Source organism: Shinella sp. H4-D48 (genome assembly GCF_022637395.1).
In the GTDB taxonomy this organism is placed as follows: domain Bacteria; phylum Pseudomonadota; class Alphaproteobacteria; order Rhizobiales; family Rhizobiaceae; genus Shinella; species Shinella sedimenti.
This window is the reverse complement of sequence record NZ_CP093338.1, coordinates 267,714-282,812: the sequence shown is the minus strand read 5'-3', so window position 1 is coordinate 282,812 and position 15,099 is coordinate 267,714. Positions and strand designations below refer to the sequence as shown.

Here is a 15,099-nt window from a genome sequence, read left to right as displayed (position 1 = left end):
TAAGCCGTGATCTTGACAGCAGGCTGGCGGGCGACAAGTTCTCCAAAGGCGCTAGCGGGCATGCCGGCTTTTCAACCGCTCTACGCCTTCCGCCCGAAAGACATGCACCTTCGGCGTATCGGATAACGGCATCACCCATCCGGCGGTTAGCGAACCGGCGTCCATCCCCCGAACGGTTACCTTGCCGCTCAAACCGTACTGTCGCTAACTCTCCGACAGTCGGTGTGCGGAGGATCGTGCACGCCATTTCCTCGTGTGAAAGCTGGTGGCGCATGTCTGAAAAGAAAGCCTTGATCATCGGCGTGACGGGCCAGGACGGCTCCTATCTCACCGAACTGCTGCTCGAAAAGGGATACCGGGTGCATGGTCTCAAGCGGCGCTCGTCCTCCTTCAACACCGCCCGCGTCGATCACCTGTATGTCGATCCGCGCTCGCCGGATGTGCGTTTTCACATGCATTTCGGCGATCTGACGGATGGAACAAACCTTTGCCGGGTTATCCAGGACGTCTGCCCTGACGAGATCTACAATCTCGGCGCCCAGAGCCATGTGCAGGTAAGCTTCGAGACACCGGAGTACACCGCCAATACGGATGCGCTCGGCACGCTGCGGCTACTGGAAGCAATGCGCCTTCTGAAGGTGGGAGATCATTGCCGCTTCTACCAGGCGTCGACATCGGAACTGTTCGGCGGCATCGGCGAAACGCCGCAGCGCGAGGGCACGCCCTTCCATCCACGCAGTCCCTATGCTGCGGCCAAGCTTTACGCTTACTGGATGACGGTCAACTATCGCGAGGCCTATGGCTTCCATGCTTCGAACGGCATCCTCTTCAATCACGAAAGCCCGCGGCGGGGCGAAACCTTCGTCACGCGCAAGATCACGCGGGCGGTCGCCGCAATCGAATGGGGACTGCAGGACAAGCTCTTCCTCGGCAATCTCGATGCCAAGCGCGACTGGGGCCATGCGCGCGACTACGTGGAGGGTATGTGGCGGATTGTCCAACAGGATGTTCCCGATGATTACGTGCTTGCCACGGGCACGACGCATACCGTTCGCGAATTCGTGGAACGCGCCTTCGAGGTTGTCGGCAAGTCCATCGAATGGGATGGCGTCGGCGTCGAAGAGATCGGCTACGACCGCAGGAGCGGCCGCGCCCTCATTGAGATCGATCCGCGCTACTTTCGTCCTGCGGAAGTGGACATTCTGCTCGGCGATGCAACCAAGGCGCGGGACAGGCTCGGCTGGCAGCAGACCGTATCCTTCGAGGATCTCGTCTCGGAAATGGTGGAATCGGATCTGCGCGTCATCACGAGGGAGGAAGGCCGCAATGATCTTCACGGATGAAAAGACCGCGGTATCGTACGATCTGCGCGGCAAACGTGTCTGGGTCGCCGGCCATTCGGGGATGGTCGGCTCCGCCCTTCTGCGGCGGCTCAAGCGGGAGCGTTGCGATATCCAGACAGTGTCGCATGCCGAAGTCGATCTGACACGACAGTCCGATACAGAAAGCTGGATGCGCAAGGCACGGCCGGAAGCTATCTTCATAGCGTCCGCGCGCGTCGGCGGCATCGGGGCGAATGCCCGTTATCCGGCGGAATTCCTGTCGGAGAACGTGCTCATCCTGGTCAATGTCATCAAGACCGCGTCGGAACTTGGCGTCGAGAAGCTGATGTGCCTGGGGTCGAGCTGCATCTATCCGAAACATGCCGAGCAACCCATCCGTGAGGACGCGCTTCTGACAGGTAGTCTCGAGCCTACAAATGAAGCCTACGCGCTCGCCAAGATCACTGGTCTCAAGCTTGCAGCCGCCTATGCAGAGCAATATGGCCGCCGTTTCATCTCCGTCATGCCGACCAATCTCTATGGTCAGAACGACAATTTCGATCTCGACCATTCCCACGTCATTCCCGCGCTGATCCGCAAGATGCACGATGCGAAGGTCGCACATCGCGATAGCGTGGTTGTCTGGGGAACGGGAACGCCGAAGCGGGAGTTCCTGCATGTCGACGACCTGGCAGATGCCTGTGTTTTCCTCATGAAGGAATATGAGAGCCCAAAACCCATCAATGTCGGATCGGGGGAGGAGATCTCCATCGGCGAACTGGCGTTCCTGATCGCAGATATCGTCGATTATCGCGGCCACATCGTGTTCGATGCCTTCAAGCCGGACGGCGCACCCCGCAAGCTCCTGGACAGTTCGCGGCTTCGTGCGCTCGGCTGGTCGCACGAGACGCAGCTGCGTACCGGCATCCGTGACCTGTATCACCGGTGGAGGGAAAGTGACAGCCGGCCGGCCGTGCGACAGGATTATCCCTGATCGTCGTGTGCGAGCATGACCAGCCGTGCGAGCGCCGGAAGAGAACTGACCTGCATGCGCCGCATGATTGCGGCGCGATGGGCTTCGACCGTGCGCTGGCTGACATCCAGATCTTGGGCGATTACCTTGCTGGGCTGGCCCGCGAGCACCCGGTCGAGGATCTCCCTCTGGCGTTTCGTCAGCCGCGCCAGGCGGAGCTTCGCATCCCGCTGCCTTTTATTCTCGGTCCCTGTGCTGGAGCTATACGAGAGAGCCTCGGAGATGCTTGCAAGCAATTCGGCAGGGCCGACCGGCTTCTCGATGAAATCGGACGCCCCTGCCTTCATCGCCATGACAGCGGTCGCAACGTCGCCTTCGCCTGTTATCACGATGATGGGTAGCCGTGCCCGGCGCGCGCGTAGTGTGCTGACCACGTCCAGCCCGCTCATTCCCGGGAGCCTTACGTCGATCACAAGACATCCGATGGATGCGTTGTCGAACGCGGCGAGAAAAGTCTCGCCATTGGGAAATGTCTGAACACGACGCCCCTCGACTTCGAAGAACTCATGCAGGGCGGTTCGTGTCGCGTGGTCGTCCTCGACGACGAAGATCGTCGGCCTGTCTGGCGAAGAGACTTCGAGTACTCGCGGCCCGGCGTCGTGTTCGAGCCTGCTGGCATGCAGCAGAAGCTGGATAGCCTTCAGTAGATCACTGAGGCTCACGGGCTTTGGCATGTAGAGGCAATCCTCAGCCGGCAGAAGGCGCAGGGTATTGGCCGTGATATCCCCCGTGAGGATGATCGCAGGAACATGGCGGCCAAGGGCCGAGCGAATATCCCTGACGACATCGATGCCATTGGCCCCGTTTGGAAGGTTGTAGTCGGCGAGAATGAGTGTCGGGTCCACGATGCCGGTGGAAACAAGGTCCACCGCAGTTGCGCCGTCTTCTGCGGCGTAGACCGTGTGCTGCTCGTCGCGCAGCCCGATCTCGATCAAGCTGCGGACCTTCCCATCATCTTCCACGACAAGAACGGTGCCACGGATAGGCGGTCCCAGTTGGCCTCGTCTCTTTATTGGGAGCGGTTCGTGCTGTCCGTCGTCTCGGCCAAGCGCGACATGGACGGAGAACACCGAGCCCTTGCCGGGAACGGATCGAACCTGAATGCGGTGGCCGAGCACCGTACTGAGGCGCTTGACGATGGACAGCCCGAGGCCAAGGCCCAGGTCGGTTTCGGACTCGCTGTCGGCACCATCACCGATTGCCTGGTGGTACTCGTCAAAAATGGTCTGAAGTTCATGCGCCGCAATGCCGATACCACTGTCCCAGACTTCGATGGTGATCGCATCGTCGTGCCGCCGGCACCCTAGCAGGATCTTGCCATGTCGCGTGTACTTGAGGGCGTTCGCCATCAGATTGCGGATCATTTGTTCGAGAAGACGAGGGTCGGTCCGCACCAGCAGGCTCGATGATACGAAGCGAAGGGAAAGGCCCTTTTCCATAGCGCTGTAGCTGAATTCGTCATTCAGGCGTCGCAAGACGTCATCGACCCTGCATGTCACGATGCGCGGATAGACCGTACCCGCTTCAATCTTGTTTATGTCCAGAAGCGTGTTGAGCATTCCAGACATGGAGGCGAGAGTGTCGCGAAAGCTTCGCACGAGCTTCTGGGATCGCTCTCCTTCCGCTGATTTCTCCAGGAGGCCTTGTAGCAGTGCGAGCGACTGAAGCGGTTGGCGCAGGTCGTGGCTTGCGGTGGCGAGGAAGCGGGACTTCGCGGCATTGGCGCGCTCAGCCGCCCGTTTTGCCCGGGTGAGCGCTTCATGGGCACGGTGTTGCGCGGAAACGTCGGAGAAAATGATCACGACACCAGCTGTCCCGCCTTCTTGGGTTTTGTACGGCATGACACGCCGCATGTACCAGGTGCCGTTTGCGATGCGGATTTCGCGTTCCCTTGTCACGCTGTCGTCCAGGACCCCCGCGGCGTCGCCGAGCAGGGTCGGATCGGGCGCGCGTGCGCAGATGTCCGCCAAAGGCCGACCGACGTCGTGCATGGTGATCTTGAAAATCGAGAGTATTGCGGGTGTGAAATAGCGGATGTTCAAGTCGCCATCGAGGAAGACTGTGGCGACGTCGGTGCTTTCAAGCATATTCTCGATATCGCTGGCCGTCGCGCGCTGGACCGATGCATCCGTCAGCTCATCGCGGAGTGTCCCGGTGGCATCGTACGTCGGGCTTGGCCGGTCAGCATCAAGGAAGCTTACGAGAAAAAAATCTTCGCCGTTGCTTGTCACAGGCTGCACCGCGATGTCGTAACGGATTCGCATATCGGAGGTGCCTTCGTGCAGGCCAACCGCCACTGTGCGCGCCTTTTCCTCATCCGCGCGGTGCAACGCTGAGCGCAGTTTGGCGTGCACGCTGAGCGGCATGATGCTTAGGAGGTCTTGGGCCGAATGGTCGGGCGCGCCGCGCAAGTAGCGCTGCACAGGACCAAGCCAATGAAGGCATTCATACTTCCGGTTGATCAGCACCGTGGCAGGGGCGTAGGTGTCGAGGATCGTGCTGTGGCAGAGTTCGCCGAGTGACAGCTGTCGTCCCACGACGGGACCCGGCTCCTCTTGCACCATAATATTGTCGCCTACATCCTCACCCGCCGGCTTGTTGGGCTCGTGCAAGGCTTGCGCGATGGCCGCAAGCGGTGTGACATGCACGGCCATTTCCGGATCGATCATGCCCTTCCCCGTCCATTTAAAGTCGGCTTCCGCCGGGTCTCGCAGATAGACACGGCCGCCTGCGTCTAGAATGAAACGGATACCCATGCTTCCATCTGTGTCTGTACCAAGCAGGACGACGGCGGTGGCCCGCGTGCCGTATTCGGCAGCAAGAGAACGCAGCAGCACATCGTAAGGGGTGTGCAGGCCAAGGGGTTTCGGCGGCTTGGTAAGTTGGATCGTGCCGTCCTGCACCGTCATGGACCAGCCAGCCGGGACTACGAAGAGATGTTCAGGCGCAAGCGTCTGGCCGTCTTCGGCTTGGACGGCCGTCATGGTCGTATGGTTGGAGAAGGATTCCACCAACATGGTTTCATGCATCGCGTCTTGATGATGGACGAGGATGAAGGCGTTTCCGCCGCCCGAAGGTATGGTCTCGAACAGGGTTCGGCAGGCATCGAGATCGCCGGCTGCGACACTGATGGCGACAACACCGGTCACAGGTTTCCCGGAGGTGGTTTCGCCTCCAAATGAGATGCTTGAAAAAGAGCGGTTTAAACCCATGGGTGCAATCTCAATAATTATGCAAGCAAATTGAGAATTCGTCGCGGGTGTATGGAGTTCACGATAGTATAGGTGTCGTCGCCGTGATTGCCTACCCTCGGCTGTAGGTATTTTCCGAATCTTTTCGCAAGAATTTCATTTTGATATGGATTTAAAATTGTAAAAAATGATGATGACGGGAATAAATGTTATTCCTTAAGCGTCTATATGATGTCTCGTCCTGAGACAAATGTGGCCTTCTGTGAGCTTGTTTATTAAAGAATGGGTGCTCCAGGTGTGATTTCTCAATCGTGGGGGTAGTGCTGTGGTTGAAGTCGGAGGTGCTAACGGGGCAAATCACCGCGTTGTTGCAAATGCGGCGATGAGGTTGCCAGCGCTCAAGCTTGCCAATACCGCAAAGAATGCGTTGACAGGCCTGCGCGTCTTGGACGTTATCGACGAACGGGCTCTGGATCGGGAGTGTCTTTCTCAAAGCCTTGTATCGCACGGTCTCGACATGACGATTGTGCTTTTCAACTCCATCGAAGCGTGGATGTCGAAATATGCGGAAGCATCCAGCGGCGTGCTGATCAACATCGGCAGCCGCGATTGCACCGAGCCGCGCATCGAAAATGACATTCGCATGCTCGTATCACGCTTCCCAAATCTGCCGGTCATCATCCTTTCGGACAATCATGATTTGCGCCAGGTCCTGACGGCGCTCGATCTCGGGGTGAAAGGGTTCATTCCCTCGGCCGTGGGCATTTCGGTATGCGTGAAGGCGATCTCGCTTGCACTTTCCGGTGGCGTCTTCATCTCCACCGAGAGCCTGCCCGAACTGCGAAGGTTGATGTCGGCAGCCGATCAGCAAGAGCGCAAACGGGCAGAAATCTTCACGTGCCGAGAAGAAAACGTGATCGCCATGCTCAAGCTCGGCAAGGCCAACAAGATCATCGCCTACGAACTCGGCCTGCGCGAAAGCACGGTCAAGGTCCACATCCGCAACATCATGAAGAAGCTTAAAGTCCGTAATCGGACGGAAGTGATCTTCAAGCTCAATGACCTTTACGGCTGATTTCTACGCCTATCGGGTCATACCCTATCCACCAAAAGCGCGGATGCGCCTGCCGCGTGTGGCGCGATAGTGCCCTGACGGGCTGGTGGGGAAAGGAGACTGCGATGGACGCGTTCATTCACGACTTCGAGAATTCAGATCGGCTTCGCCAGCGCGCGCACCGGATCATTCCCGGCGGCGCGCATACCTATGCCAAGGGCGATGATCAGTATCCAGTCCTGTCCCCGGGTTTCATCGTCAACGGTTACGGCTGCCATGTGTGGGACGTCGATGGCAACGCCTATATCGAATACGGCATGGGCAATCGCGCGGTCGGTCTCGGGCACGCCTATCGCCATGTCGTGGAGGCCGTGGCGCGGCAGCTGGAATTCGGCTGCAATTTTACGCGGCCCGCGAGTATAGAGCTCGAATGCGCCTCGACCTTCCTCCAGATGGTCCCCGGCGCGGACATGGTGAAATTCTGCAAGGACGGATCGGACGCGACTTCAGCGGCGGTGCGCCTCGCGCGAGCCGCAACGGGCAGGGATCTTATTGCAAGGTGCCGCGATCACCCGTTCTTCTCCACGGACGACTGGTTCATCGGCACGACGGAGATGAATGCCGGCATTCCCGCAGCCATCCGAGAACTCACGCTCGGCTTCCGCTACAACGACCTCGATGATGCGTGTGACCTCTTCGCCCGTCATCCGGGCAGGATTGCCGCTCTCATTCTTGAGGCCTCGCGCGGCGATGATCCGGCCGAAGGCTATTTGCAGGATCTGCAGGCGCTTTGCCATCGCCATGGCGCGTTGCTCATCCTAGACGAGATGATCACCGGCTTCCGCTGGGCGCGCGGCGGCGCGCAGGAGTATTACGGGCTGCGGCCGGACCTTTCCTGCTTCGGCAAGGCGCTCGGCAACGGTTTCGCCATCTCGGCGCTCGCCGGAAAGCGGGAATTCATGTCGCTCGGCGGCATCGAGCAGACCGAAAAGCCCCGCGTCTTCCTGCTGTCCACCACCCATGGTGCAGAAACGCATGCCATGGCGGCGGCGATAGCGACCATGCATGTCTACGCGCAGGAACCGGTCATCCCGCACCTGCGCAGCCAGGGAATGCGGCTCAAGGCGGGTATCGAGCAGGCGGTTGCCCGGCATGGGCTCGCCGGCTTTGTCGGCGTCACAGGCCATCCTGCCTGCCTCAGCTATTTTACGAAGGACGGCAGCGGAACACCTTCGCAGGCCTTCAGGACGCTGCTTTTGCAGGAAACCATACGCCGCGGCGTGCTCGCGCCATCGCTCGTGGTGAGCTACACGCACGGCAACGACGAGATTGACCAGACGATCGAGGCGTTCGATGGTGCGCTCGGTGTTTACCGTCGGGCCCTCGATCACGGCATCGAGAGCCATCTGGTCGGCCGTCCTTCGGACGTCGTTTTCCGCCGCTTCAACACCGAGTCAGAGCCCCGAAACGCCGAGCCGGTCGCAAGGGTTCAGACAGCCTGACCTGTCCAAAAGACGTAGGGAGAAGCTTCCAATACGTCACTCGGGCACGCGCCGCCGTCTTTGTCGTCAATCGTGGTCCGCACTGCGCCGACATAGCATCTGCTTCAGCAAAGAAGCGGGAGACACGGACATGAAGGTGCTTGTAACGGGACACCAGGGTTATATCGGCTCCGTGATGGTGCCGACCCTCCTGGCGGCAGGGCATGAGGTGCATGGCTACGACAGCAGGCTCTACCGGCGCTGCGCCTATGCGCCCGGCGGGCAGATGACCGAGGTTCCATCCACGCTGAAGGACGTAAGGGATATTGTACCTCGCGACCTCGAAGGTTTCGACGCGGTGATCCATCTGGCGGCGCTGTCGAATGACCCGTTGAGCAATCTCGACCCCGAAGTCACTTATGACATCAACCACAAGGGCAGCGTGCGCGTCGCGCGTGCGGCCAGACAGGCGGGCGTGGCGCGCTTTCTCTTTGCCTCATCTTGCAGCAACTACGGTCTTTCTGGCGAAGACCTCGTCGATGAGGACGCGCCGCTCAATCCTGTATCGGCCTATGGCCGCTCCAAGGTGATGGCGGAAGCCGACATCGCGGCGCTGGCGGATGCCGGTTTCTGCCCGGTCTTCTTGCGACCGGCGACGGCCTACGGCCTGTCGCCCATGTTGCGCTTCGATATCGTTCTCAACAACCTCGTCGCCTGGGCCGTCACGCGGGGCGTTATCCTGCTCAAGTCGGACGGCACGCCCTGGCGGCCGATCGTGCATATCGAGGATATCTCGGGCGCATTTCTGGCAGCGCTCGAAGCGCCGAGGGATGCCGTCTTCGCCGAGGCGTTCAATGTCGGTCGGACGGAGCACAATTATCAAGTTCGCGACATCGCCGACGTGGTGGCGCGAACCGTGCCGGGCTGCCGGCTGGAATATGCCAGCGAGGCCGGGCCTGACCCACGCTCCTACCGCGTCGATTTCGGCAAGATCGCACGCACGCTGCCGGCCTTCAGTCCGAGGTGGGACGTGGTTTCCGGGGCGCAGCAGCTCTACGACGCCTATCGCAGCTCCGGACTGACGCTCGAGGAGTTCGAGGGCCCGCGCTACCAGCGCATCGGCCATATCCGCTCGCTTCTCGCCAGCAACACGCTCGACCGGAACCTGAGATGGCGTGCTGCCGCGAAGGTGCCTGCGGACATGATGGCAATGCGCGCCTGAGGGACGGCAATGAACGAGGCGGCATGGTTCCCTCCATCGGCGGAAGAGGCGGCCGATATCGGCGGGGAGATCCATGCGCTCGTGTCCCGGCTTTTTCCGATCTGTCGCAGCATTACGGGCGAGGGGGTGCGCCGCACGCTCGCAATCCTGTCCGAGCATGCTGACGTCGCTATCCGCGAAGTGCCCTCCGGCACCAAGGTCTTCGACTGGACCGTTCCGCAGGAATGGAATCTGCGGAGCGCCTCCATCCGCACCGCGAGCGGCAAAACCGTGGTCGATATCGCGGACTCCAATCTCCACCTCGTCGGTTACAGCGAGCCGGTGGCGCGCCGCATGCCGCTCTCGGAGCTGCGGGCTCATATCCACACGCTGCCGGACCAGCCGGATCTCATCCCGTACCGCACGAGCTACTACAGCCGCAGCTGGGGCTTCTGCATGGCGCACCGCGATTATCTGGGGCTGGAGGAGGGGGATTACGACGTCGTGATCGATACAACGCTTGCCGATGGATCGCTTACCTATGGCGAGGTCTTGCTGCCGGGCGAAACTGAACACGAGGTCCTGCTCAGCGCCCACATCTGCCACCCCTCGCTCGCCAATGACAACTGTTCCGGCCTTGCGGTTCTCGCTTTCCTGGCACGGGCGCTTGCCGGGCGGCGCAGGCGGTTTGGATACCGTTTTCTCTTTGCGCCCGGAACGATCGGGGCGCTCTGCTGGCTCGCGGCAAACGAGGACCGGCTTTCACGGGTTCATCACGGTCTCGTCGTTTCCTGTATCGGAGATGGTGGCGGGCCGATCTACAAGCGCAGCCGTCGCGGCGATGCGATGATCGACCGGGCAATCGAGGTTATCCGGTGTGACGGTCGGAAGGTCACGATGGTCGATTTCAGTCCCTTTGGCTATGATGAGCGGCAGTTCTGTTCGCCAGGGTTCAACCTGCCTGTCGGCCTCCTACAGCGCAGCGCCTTTGGCACCTTTGCCGAATACCACACGTCGGCGGATGATCTGGATTTCGTACGGCCGGAGCACCTTGCCTCCTCCTTTCGCATGATCATGGACATTATCGACGTAATTGAAACCGACCGAATACCCCTCAATCTCTCGCCGAACGGCGAACCGCAGCTCGGAAAACGGGGGCTGTATTCTGCGACCGGTGGCCACAAGACGACGCCTGAAATCACGAGGGCCTATCTCTGGGTGCTGAACCTTGCCGATGGCAGCCATTCCCTGGTCGACATCGCCCGTCGATCCGGGCTTCCGTTCTCGACGATCGCCACTGCCGCCACGCGGCTGGAAGCGTGCGGGCTGCTCGGAGACGTTCAGGCGTGACCTGTGATGTCCGCAAGCAGCGGCCAGTTCCTGTCCTTGTCCGACATCACGGCCGGTGCTGCCGGCCAGTCAATCGCGAGGGCAGGATCGTCATAGCGCATACCGGCGGCTGACGCCGGGTGATAGCGTGTCGATATCAGGTAGCCCACGACCGCACCCTCCGTCAGCGACAGGAAACCATGGGCGAAGCCCCTGGGAATATAGAGCTGGCGCATGTTATCGGCGCTGAGTTCGGCGGCTGTCCAGCGGCAATAGGTCGGTGATTGCGGGCGCAGGTCGACGGCGACGTCCCAGATCGCGCCGTTCAGACAGGACACCACCTTGACCTCTTCGTGCGGCGCGCGCTGGAAATGCAGGCCGCGCAGGGTGTGCTTTGCCGCTGAGCGCGAGAGGCTATGCTGAACGAAGCAATGCTCGAGCCCTCGCGCTTCCATCTCGTCGACGCAGAAGGTCCTCGCGAACGAGCCCCGCTCGTCCCTGATCGGCGACGCCTCAAGCAGCCATACATCCTTGAGATCGGTTCTGGTGAACAGCATCGCTGCGTCTTCTCCCTGATTTCCCCGAATTTGACGGATGCAGCGCGACTGCCAAGTGCCGCTTCCGGCGTATCGCCGCAAGCGCAGCGGTAGGATAGTCAATGTTCGTTTAAGTGCGTTTCATAGTGCTACGCCTTTCGGACAGGTGCGGTATTCGCAAGGTAGTATGGCTGGCTTCGTACGCCACGTCTAATCTGGCAACACGTCGAGAAACGGTCCCTTCGCAGGCAGGCTAGCTTCGATCGCCTCCCTTTCCAGGTTTGGACCGGAAATCTCCATGGAGGCGTTGTCATGAGTTTTCAGGCCAGCCATTCGCTCGATCAGTCTCACAACCTGTCGCTCCGGCCGGCGTGCCGACTGTGCGGCAGAACCTTGAAACATACGGTCGTTGATCTCGGCATGTCGCCACCGTGCGAAAGCTTTCGCCAGGAAAGCGAACTCGGCCTTATGGAGGCTTATTATCCTCTGCATGTCCGGGTGTGCGAAGAGTGCATGCTGGTGCAGCTCGAGGAATATGTTAGCCCCGAGAGCATCTTTGAGGAGTATGCCTATTTCTCCTCTTACTCCACCAGCTGGGTGGCGCATGCGCAGCGCTACTGCGAGAAGATGATCGAGCGTTTTGGTCTAGACGCACGAAGCTTTGTCGTCGAGCTCGCCAGCAATGATGGTTATCTTCTTCAACATTTCGTGGCGCGGGGCATCCCTGTTCTTGGTATCGAGCCGGCGATCAACGTGGCCGAGGTCGCGATTTCCCGTAACATACCCACGAAGATCGCTTTCTTCGGCAAACGGCTTGCCGGCGACATGGCGGCAGTCGGCCAGAAGGCAGACCTGATCGTAGCAAACAACGTGCTGGCGCAGGTGCCTGACATCAACGATTTCCTGAGCGGCATGAAGCGCATCCTCAAGCCCCAGGGGGTGGTGACGCTGGAATTCCCCCATGTCGCCACCCTGATCGCACAGAACCAGTTCGACACGATCTACCACGAGCACTTCTCGTATTTTTCCCTGTTCACGGTGCAGGTGGCTGCTCGCATACACAGCATGGAGATCTTCGACGTCGAGGAACTGCCGACCCATGGCGGGTCACTGCGGGTCTATCTTGGCCACGCCGGACGATCCGGGGTGATCAGCGCGAATGTCGCGGCTCTCCTTCAACGGGAGCAGCAGGCCGGCCTGCACGGCGTAGAGGCCTACACGTCCTTTGCAGAGCGCGCGCGGCAGGCCAAGCGCAACCTCCTCTATTTCCTGATCAGCGTGAAGGAGAGGGGGGCGAGCATTTGCGGCTACGGTGCGCCCGGCAAGGGCAACACGCTTCTGAACTATTGCGGCATCGGCACGGACTTCCTGGATTTCACCGTAGACCGCAACCCCTACAAACACGGCCGCTTTACCCCGGGCATGCATATTCCCATCCTGCCCGTCGAGGCGATCGATCGTCACCGGCCGGATTACATTCTGATCCTGCCCTGGAACCTGAAGGCCGAAATCGTCGACCAGATGCGCCATGTCGGCCAGTGGGGCGCGAAGTTCGTCGTTCCCATTCCCGAGGTCGCTGTCATTGATCCGCTGGAGGATCTGTCATGAAGGTCGTTCTATTCTGCGGCGGACGCGGAACCCGTATTCGTGAATATTCCGAAGCTGTTCCCAAGCCCATGATCCCGCTCGGCGCGCAGCCGATCCTGCGCCACGTCATGCAGTACTACGCGTCCTACGGCCACGACGATTTCACGCTGTGCCTTGGCTATAAGGCCAACGTCATCAAGGACTTCTTTCTGAACTGCCGGCCGCAGACATTTTCGGATTGCATCGTGTCTGGCGAGGGACGGGTGGAGCTTCTCGGCGATGCGCAGGAACACTGGCGCATCGCGCTGATCGATACCGGTATCTGGCGCAACATCGGCGAACGTCTGTGGGCCGTGCGCGAGCAAGTGCGCGGTGAGCGGATGTTCCTTGCCAACTACAGCGACGGCCTGACGGATGTCGACCTCGACGACATGGTCGCCCGCTTCGAGGCGAGCGGCAAAATCGCCTGCTTTCTCGCGGTGCGGCCGCCGCTTACCTACCATCTCGCCGATATCGATGAAGCAGGCCAGGTGCGGGAATTCCGCTCGTCGGACCGGTCGGAGATATGGATCAACGGCGGCTATTTCCTGATGCGCCACGAGATATTCGATTACATGCGCGAGGGCGAGGAGCTGGTCCTCGAACCTTTCGAGCGGCTGATCCGAGACGACATGCTTATGGCTTACAAGCACGAGGGCTTCTGGCGCTCGATGGACACGCTGCGCGACTGGCAGATGCTGGAGGAAATGGTGGAACGCGGCGAGATGCCGTGGGTGCGTCAGACGGAAAGAGAACGCGTTTCCCGGCTTCGCAAGGTCGGCAGATCATGAAAATGCTGCCCCTTGCCTCCGCCGGGCACCGGCTTCGGGTTCTCTGTCTCGGCGCGCATGCAGACGATATCGAAATAGGTGCAGGTGGCACGATCCTCGGTCTTATCGCTGCCGGCGTGGAGCTGGAGGTTTTCTGGTGCGTGATGAGCGCGACGCCGGAGCGCGCCGCCGAGACGCGACTGGCCGCGGCCGCGTTCCTTGAGGGCGCGGCCTCAGCGACGGTGGAGGTTTGCGGCTTCGAGGACAGCTACTTTCCAAGCCAGAGCCGCGAGATCAAGTCTTTCATGCTGTCCTTGCGCGACCGTGTCGAGCCGGACGTCATCTTCACCCACAGCCGCCATGATGCACATCAAGATCATCGAGAGCTAAATAAGTTAACAATGAATATATTCCGAGACCATTTCGTCTTAGAGTATGAGATCCCGAAATGGGACGGGGACATCACGCAGCGTAATGCCTACGTGCCTCTCCAGCCCGGGGTGATCGATCGCAAGATCGATCTGCTCATGGCGCATTTCGCGACCCAACGGTCCAAGGACTGGTTCGACGCGGATGTCTTTCGGGGTTTGGCCCGCATGCGCGGGATGGAATGCCGATCGCCCTCGCTTTTCGCGGAGGCCTTCACGGTACGCAAGATGGCTCTTGTATAGGGCGGACAGCACAATCGAACGCAGGCCCGAACTCGTAATTCTGACCAGGAAATTAGTGAGGGGTACCATGACAAGAAGTGACAGAGCGGATTTCGATGACCAGTCGATCGATATTTTCCGGGCAAGGAATTCTATCGACAGCGACCAAAAGGCAGAAATCAGGGTGCCGGTCGACCGGCGACAACCTCAGCAATATGCCGCAAGCGACTATGTCGCAATCTTCGACAAGCGCAACCTGGACAGGGAATGTCTCGCAAACAGCCTGCATTCCCATCGCATCGGCATCAATGTCTTCACCTTTTCAGGGCTTGCCGCCTGGCAGCAGAGCAAGGCCAGCCTCGGCACCCTCCGTGCCAGTCTCGTGAACATCGGCAGCAAGAGCGTCTCTGATCCCGAACTCAGGGACGAGATCACGCAGCTTCTGACGACACTCGAACCGGTGCCTATCGTGGTGCTTTCGGACAACCAGACGCTTGAGCACGTGCTCGACGTCATCGATCTCGGCGTACACGGCTTCATTCCGAGTTCGGTCGATATTGACGTCTGCATCGAGGCGATCGGGCTCGCCATTGCGGGTGGGCAGTTCGTTCCGGCGAGCAGCATATTGGCGATGCGGGGCCTGCTCGGCAGCTATCCGCAGAAATTCTGCGGCCGGGATGCCTTCACGGTACGGCAGGCGGCCATCGCCGAGGCGCTGCGCCGGGGAAAGGCAAACAAGATGATCGCCCGTGAACTCAATCTCTGTGAAAGCACCGTGAAAGTTCACATCCGCAACATCATGAAGAAGCTTGGTGCGACCAATCGCACCGAGGTGGCCTGCAAGTTCGGCGAGATCATGTCGGACGATGCCTATCATAACAGCCGGGTGTAACCGGCTCGTAAAGC

The 15,099-nt window shown here is 60.1% G+C and carries 12 protein-coding genes; 10 read left to right on the top strand and 2 right to left on the bottom strand.

Annotation, left to right across the window (positions count from 1 at the left end; translation table 11 throughout):
- Positions 1-272 precede the first annotated feature (272 nt).
- Both gmd and MNR02_RS18310 read left to right on the top strand, forming a co-directional pair.
- The gene (gene gmd / locus MNR02_RS18315; RefSeq protein ID WP_241949420.1) at positions 273-1,343 is read left to right on the top strand and encodes a GDP-mannose 4,6-dehydratase; all 1,071 of its coding nucleotides are present in this window, start codon (positions 273-275) and stop codon (positions 1,341-1,343) included.
- Positions 1,327-2,316 carry a GDP-L-fucose synthase gene (locus MNR02_RS18310; RefSeq protein ID WP_241949419.1) on the top strand — a complete coding sequence of 330 codons (990 nt, stop codon included), beginning with the start codon at positions 1,327-1,329 and terminating at the stop codon, positions 2,314-2,316. The genes gmd and MNR02_RS18310 overlap by 17 nt, the downstream gene beginning before the upstream one ends.
- Here the strand turns inward: MNR02_RS18310 and MNR02_RS18305 are convergent.
- Positions 2,307-5,567, bottom strand: a complete 3,261-nt coding sequence (locus MNR02_RS18305) for a response regulator (RefSeq protein WP_241949418.1) — start codon at positions 5,565-5,567, stop codon at positions 2,307-2,309. The two genes, MNR02_RS18310 and MNR02_RS18305, sit on opposite strands and share 10 nt — an antisense overlap.
- Before the next feature lie 496 nt (positions 5,568-6,063).
- On the opposite strand from MNR02_RS18305, the gene MNR02_RS18300 reads away from it, so the two are divergent.
- The 4 genes from MNR02_RS18300 to MNR02_RS18285 all read left to right on the top strand — a co-directional run bounded on the left by MNR02_RS18300 (position 6,064) and on the right by MNR02_RS18285 (position 10,632).
- Positions 6,064-6,621 carry a response regulator transcription factor gene (locus tag MNR02_RS18300; protein ID WP_241949417.1) on the top strand — a complete coding sequence of 186 codons (558 nt, stop codon included), beginning with the start codon at positions 6,064-6,066 and terminating at the stop codon, positions 6,619-6,621.
- Between the two features lie 104 nt (positions 6,622-6,725).
- Positions 6,726-8,102: a glutamate-1-semialdehyde 2,1-aminomutase gene (locus MNR02_RS18295; RefSeq protein ID WP_241949416.1), complete on the top strand. Its 1,377-nt coding sequence runs from the start codon at positions 6,726-6,728 to the stop codon at positions 8,100-8,102.
- A gap of 130 nt (positions 8,103-8,232) precedes the next feature.
- Positions 8,233-9,303 (top strand): NAD(P)-dependent oxidoreductase, encoded by a 1,071-nt coding sequence (locus tag MNR02_RS18290; protein WP_241949415.1) that lies wholly within the window; start codon positions 8,233-8,235, stop codon positions 9,301-9,303.
- A gap of 9 nt (positions 9,304-9,312) precedes the next feature.
- A complete protein-coding gene (locus MNR02_RS18285; RefSeq protein WP_241949414.1) occupies positions 9,313-10,632 on the top strand; it encodes a DUF4910 domain-containing protein in 1,320 nt (439 codons plus the stop codon).
- Here MNR02_RS18285 and rfbC read toward each other — a convergent pair.
- On the bottom strand, positions 10,623-11,168 hold the full coding sequence (gene rfbC / locus MNR02_RS18280; RefSeq protein ID WP_241949413.1) for a dTDP-4-dehydrorhamnose 3,5-epimerase: 546 nt from the start codon (positions 11,166-11,168) through the stop codon (positions 10,623-10,625). The genes MNR02_RS18285 and rfbC overlap by 10 nt on opposite strands.
- A gap of 291 nt (positions 11,169-11,459) precedes the next feature.
- Here rfbC and MNR02_RS18275 point away from each other — a divergent pair, with 291 nt between their 5' ends.
- The 4 genes from MNR02_RS18275 (at position 11,460) to MNR02_RS18260 (ending at position 15,085) form a co-directional block, all read left to right on the top strand.
- On the top strand, positions 11,460-12,755 hold the full coding sequence (locus MNR02_RS18275; RefSeq protein ID WP_241949412.1) for a class I SAM-dependent methyltransferase: 1,296 nt from the start codon (positions 11,460-11,462) through the stop codon (positions 12,753-12,755).
- Positions 12,752-13,564 carry a glucose-1-phosphate cytidylyltransferase gene (locus MNR02_RS18270; RefSeq protein WP_241601371.1) on the top strand — a complete coding sequence of 271 codons (813 nt, stop codon included), beginning with the start codon at positions 12,752-12,754 and terminating at the stop codon, positions 13,562-13,564. Before MNR02_RS18275 ends, MNR02_RS18270 begins: the two co-directional genes overlap by 4 nt.
- Positions 13,561-14,214, top strand: a complete 654-nt coding sequence (locus MNR02_RS18265; protein WP_241949411.1) for a PIG-L deacetylase family protein — start codon at positions 13,561-13,563, stop codon at positions 14,212-14,214. Before MNR02_RS18270 ends, MNR02_RS18265 begins: the two co-directional genes overlap by 4 nt.
- A 67-nt stretch (positions 14,215-14,281) precedes the next feature.
- Complete coding sequence (locus MNR02_RS18260) at positions 14,282-15,085, top strand: response regulator transcription factor (protein ID WP_241601369.1); 804 nt, start codon at positions 14,282-14,284, stop codon at positions 15,083-15,085.
- Positions 15,086-15,099 lie beyond the last annotated feature (14 nt).

What these genes read in the sequence shown, in the direction of transcription:
- gmd (WP_241949420.1), top strand. Translation starts at nt 273, where the DNA reads ATGTCTGAAAAGAAAGCCTTGATCATCGGCGTGACGGGCCAGGACGGC.
- MNR02_RS18290 (WP_241949415.1), top strand. Translation starts at nt 8,233, where the DNA reads ATGAAGGTGCTTGTAACGGGACACCAGGGTTATATCGGCTCCGTGATG.
- rfbC (WP_241949413.1), bottom strand. Translation starts at nt 11,168, where the DNA reads ATGCTGTTCACCAGAACCGATCTCAAGGATGTATGGCTGCTTGAGGCG.
- MNR02_RS18295 (WP_241949416.1), top strand. Translation starts at nt 6,726, where the DNA reads ATGGACGCGTTCATTCACGACTTCGAGAATTCAGATCGGCTTCGCCAG.
- MNR02_RS18300 (WP_241949417.1), top strand. Translation starts at nt 6,064, where the DNA reads ATGACGATTGTGCTTTTCAACTCCATCGAAGCGTGGATGTCGAAATAT.
- MNR02_RS18310 (WP_241949419.1), top strand. Translation starts at nt 1,327, where the DNA reads ATGATCTTCACGGATGAAAAGACCGCGGTATCGTACGATCTGCGCGGC.
- MNR02_RS18260 (WP_241601369.1), top strand. Translation starts at nt 14,282, where the DNA reads ATGACAAGAAGTGACAGAGCGGATTTCGATGACCAGTCGATCGATATT.
- MNR02_RS18275 (WP_241949412.1), top strand. Translation starts at nt 11,460, where the DNA reads ATGAGTTTTCAGGCCAGCCATTCGCTCGATCAGTCTCACAACCTGTCG.
- MNR02_RS18305 (WP_241949418.1), bottom strand. Translation starts at nt 5,567, where the DNA reads ATGGGTTTAAACCGCTCTTTTTCAAGCATCTCATTTGGAGGCGAAACC.
- MNR02_RS18270 (WP_241601371.1), top strand. Translation starts at nt 12,752, where the DNA reads ATGAAGGTCGTTCTATTCTGCGGCGGACGCGGAACCCGTATTCGTGAA.
- MNR02_RS18265 (WP_241949411.1), top strand. Translation starts at nt 13,561, where the DNA reads ATGAAAATGCTGCCCCTTGCCTCCGCCGGGCACCGGCTTCGGGTTCTC.
- MNR02_RS18285 (WP_241949414.1), top strand. Translation starts at nt 9,313, where the DNA reads ATGAACGAGGCGGCATGGTTCCCTCCATCGGCGGAAGAGGCGGCCGAT.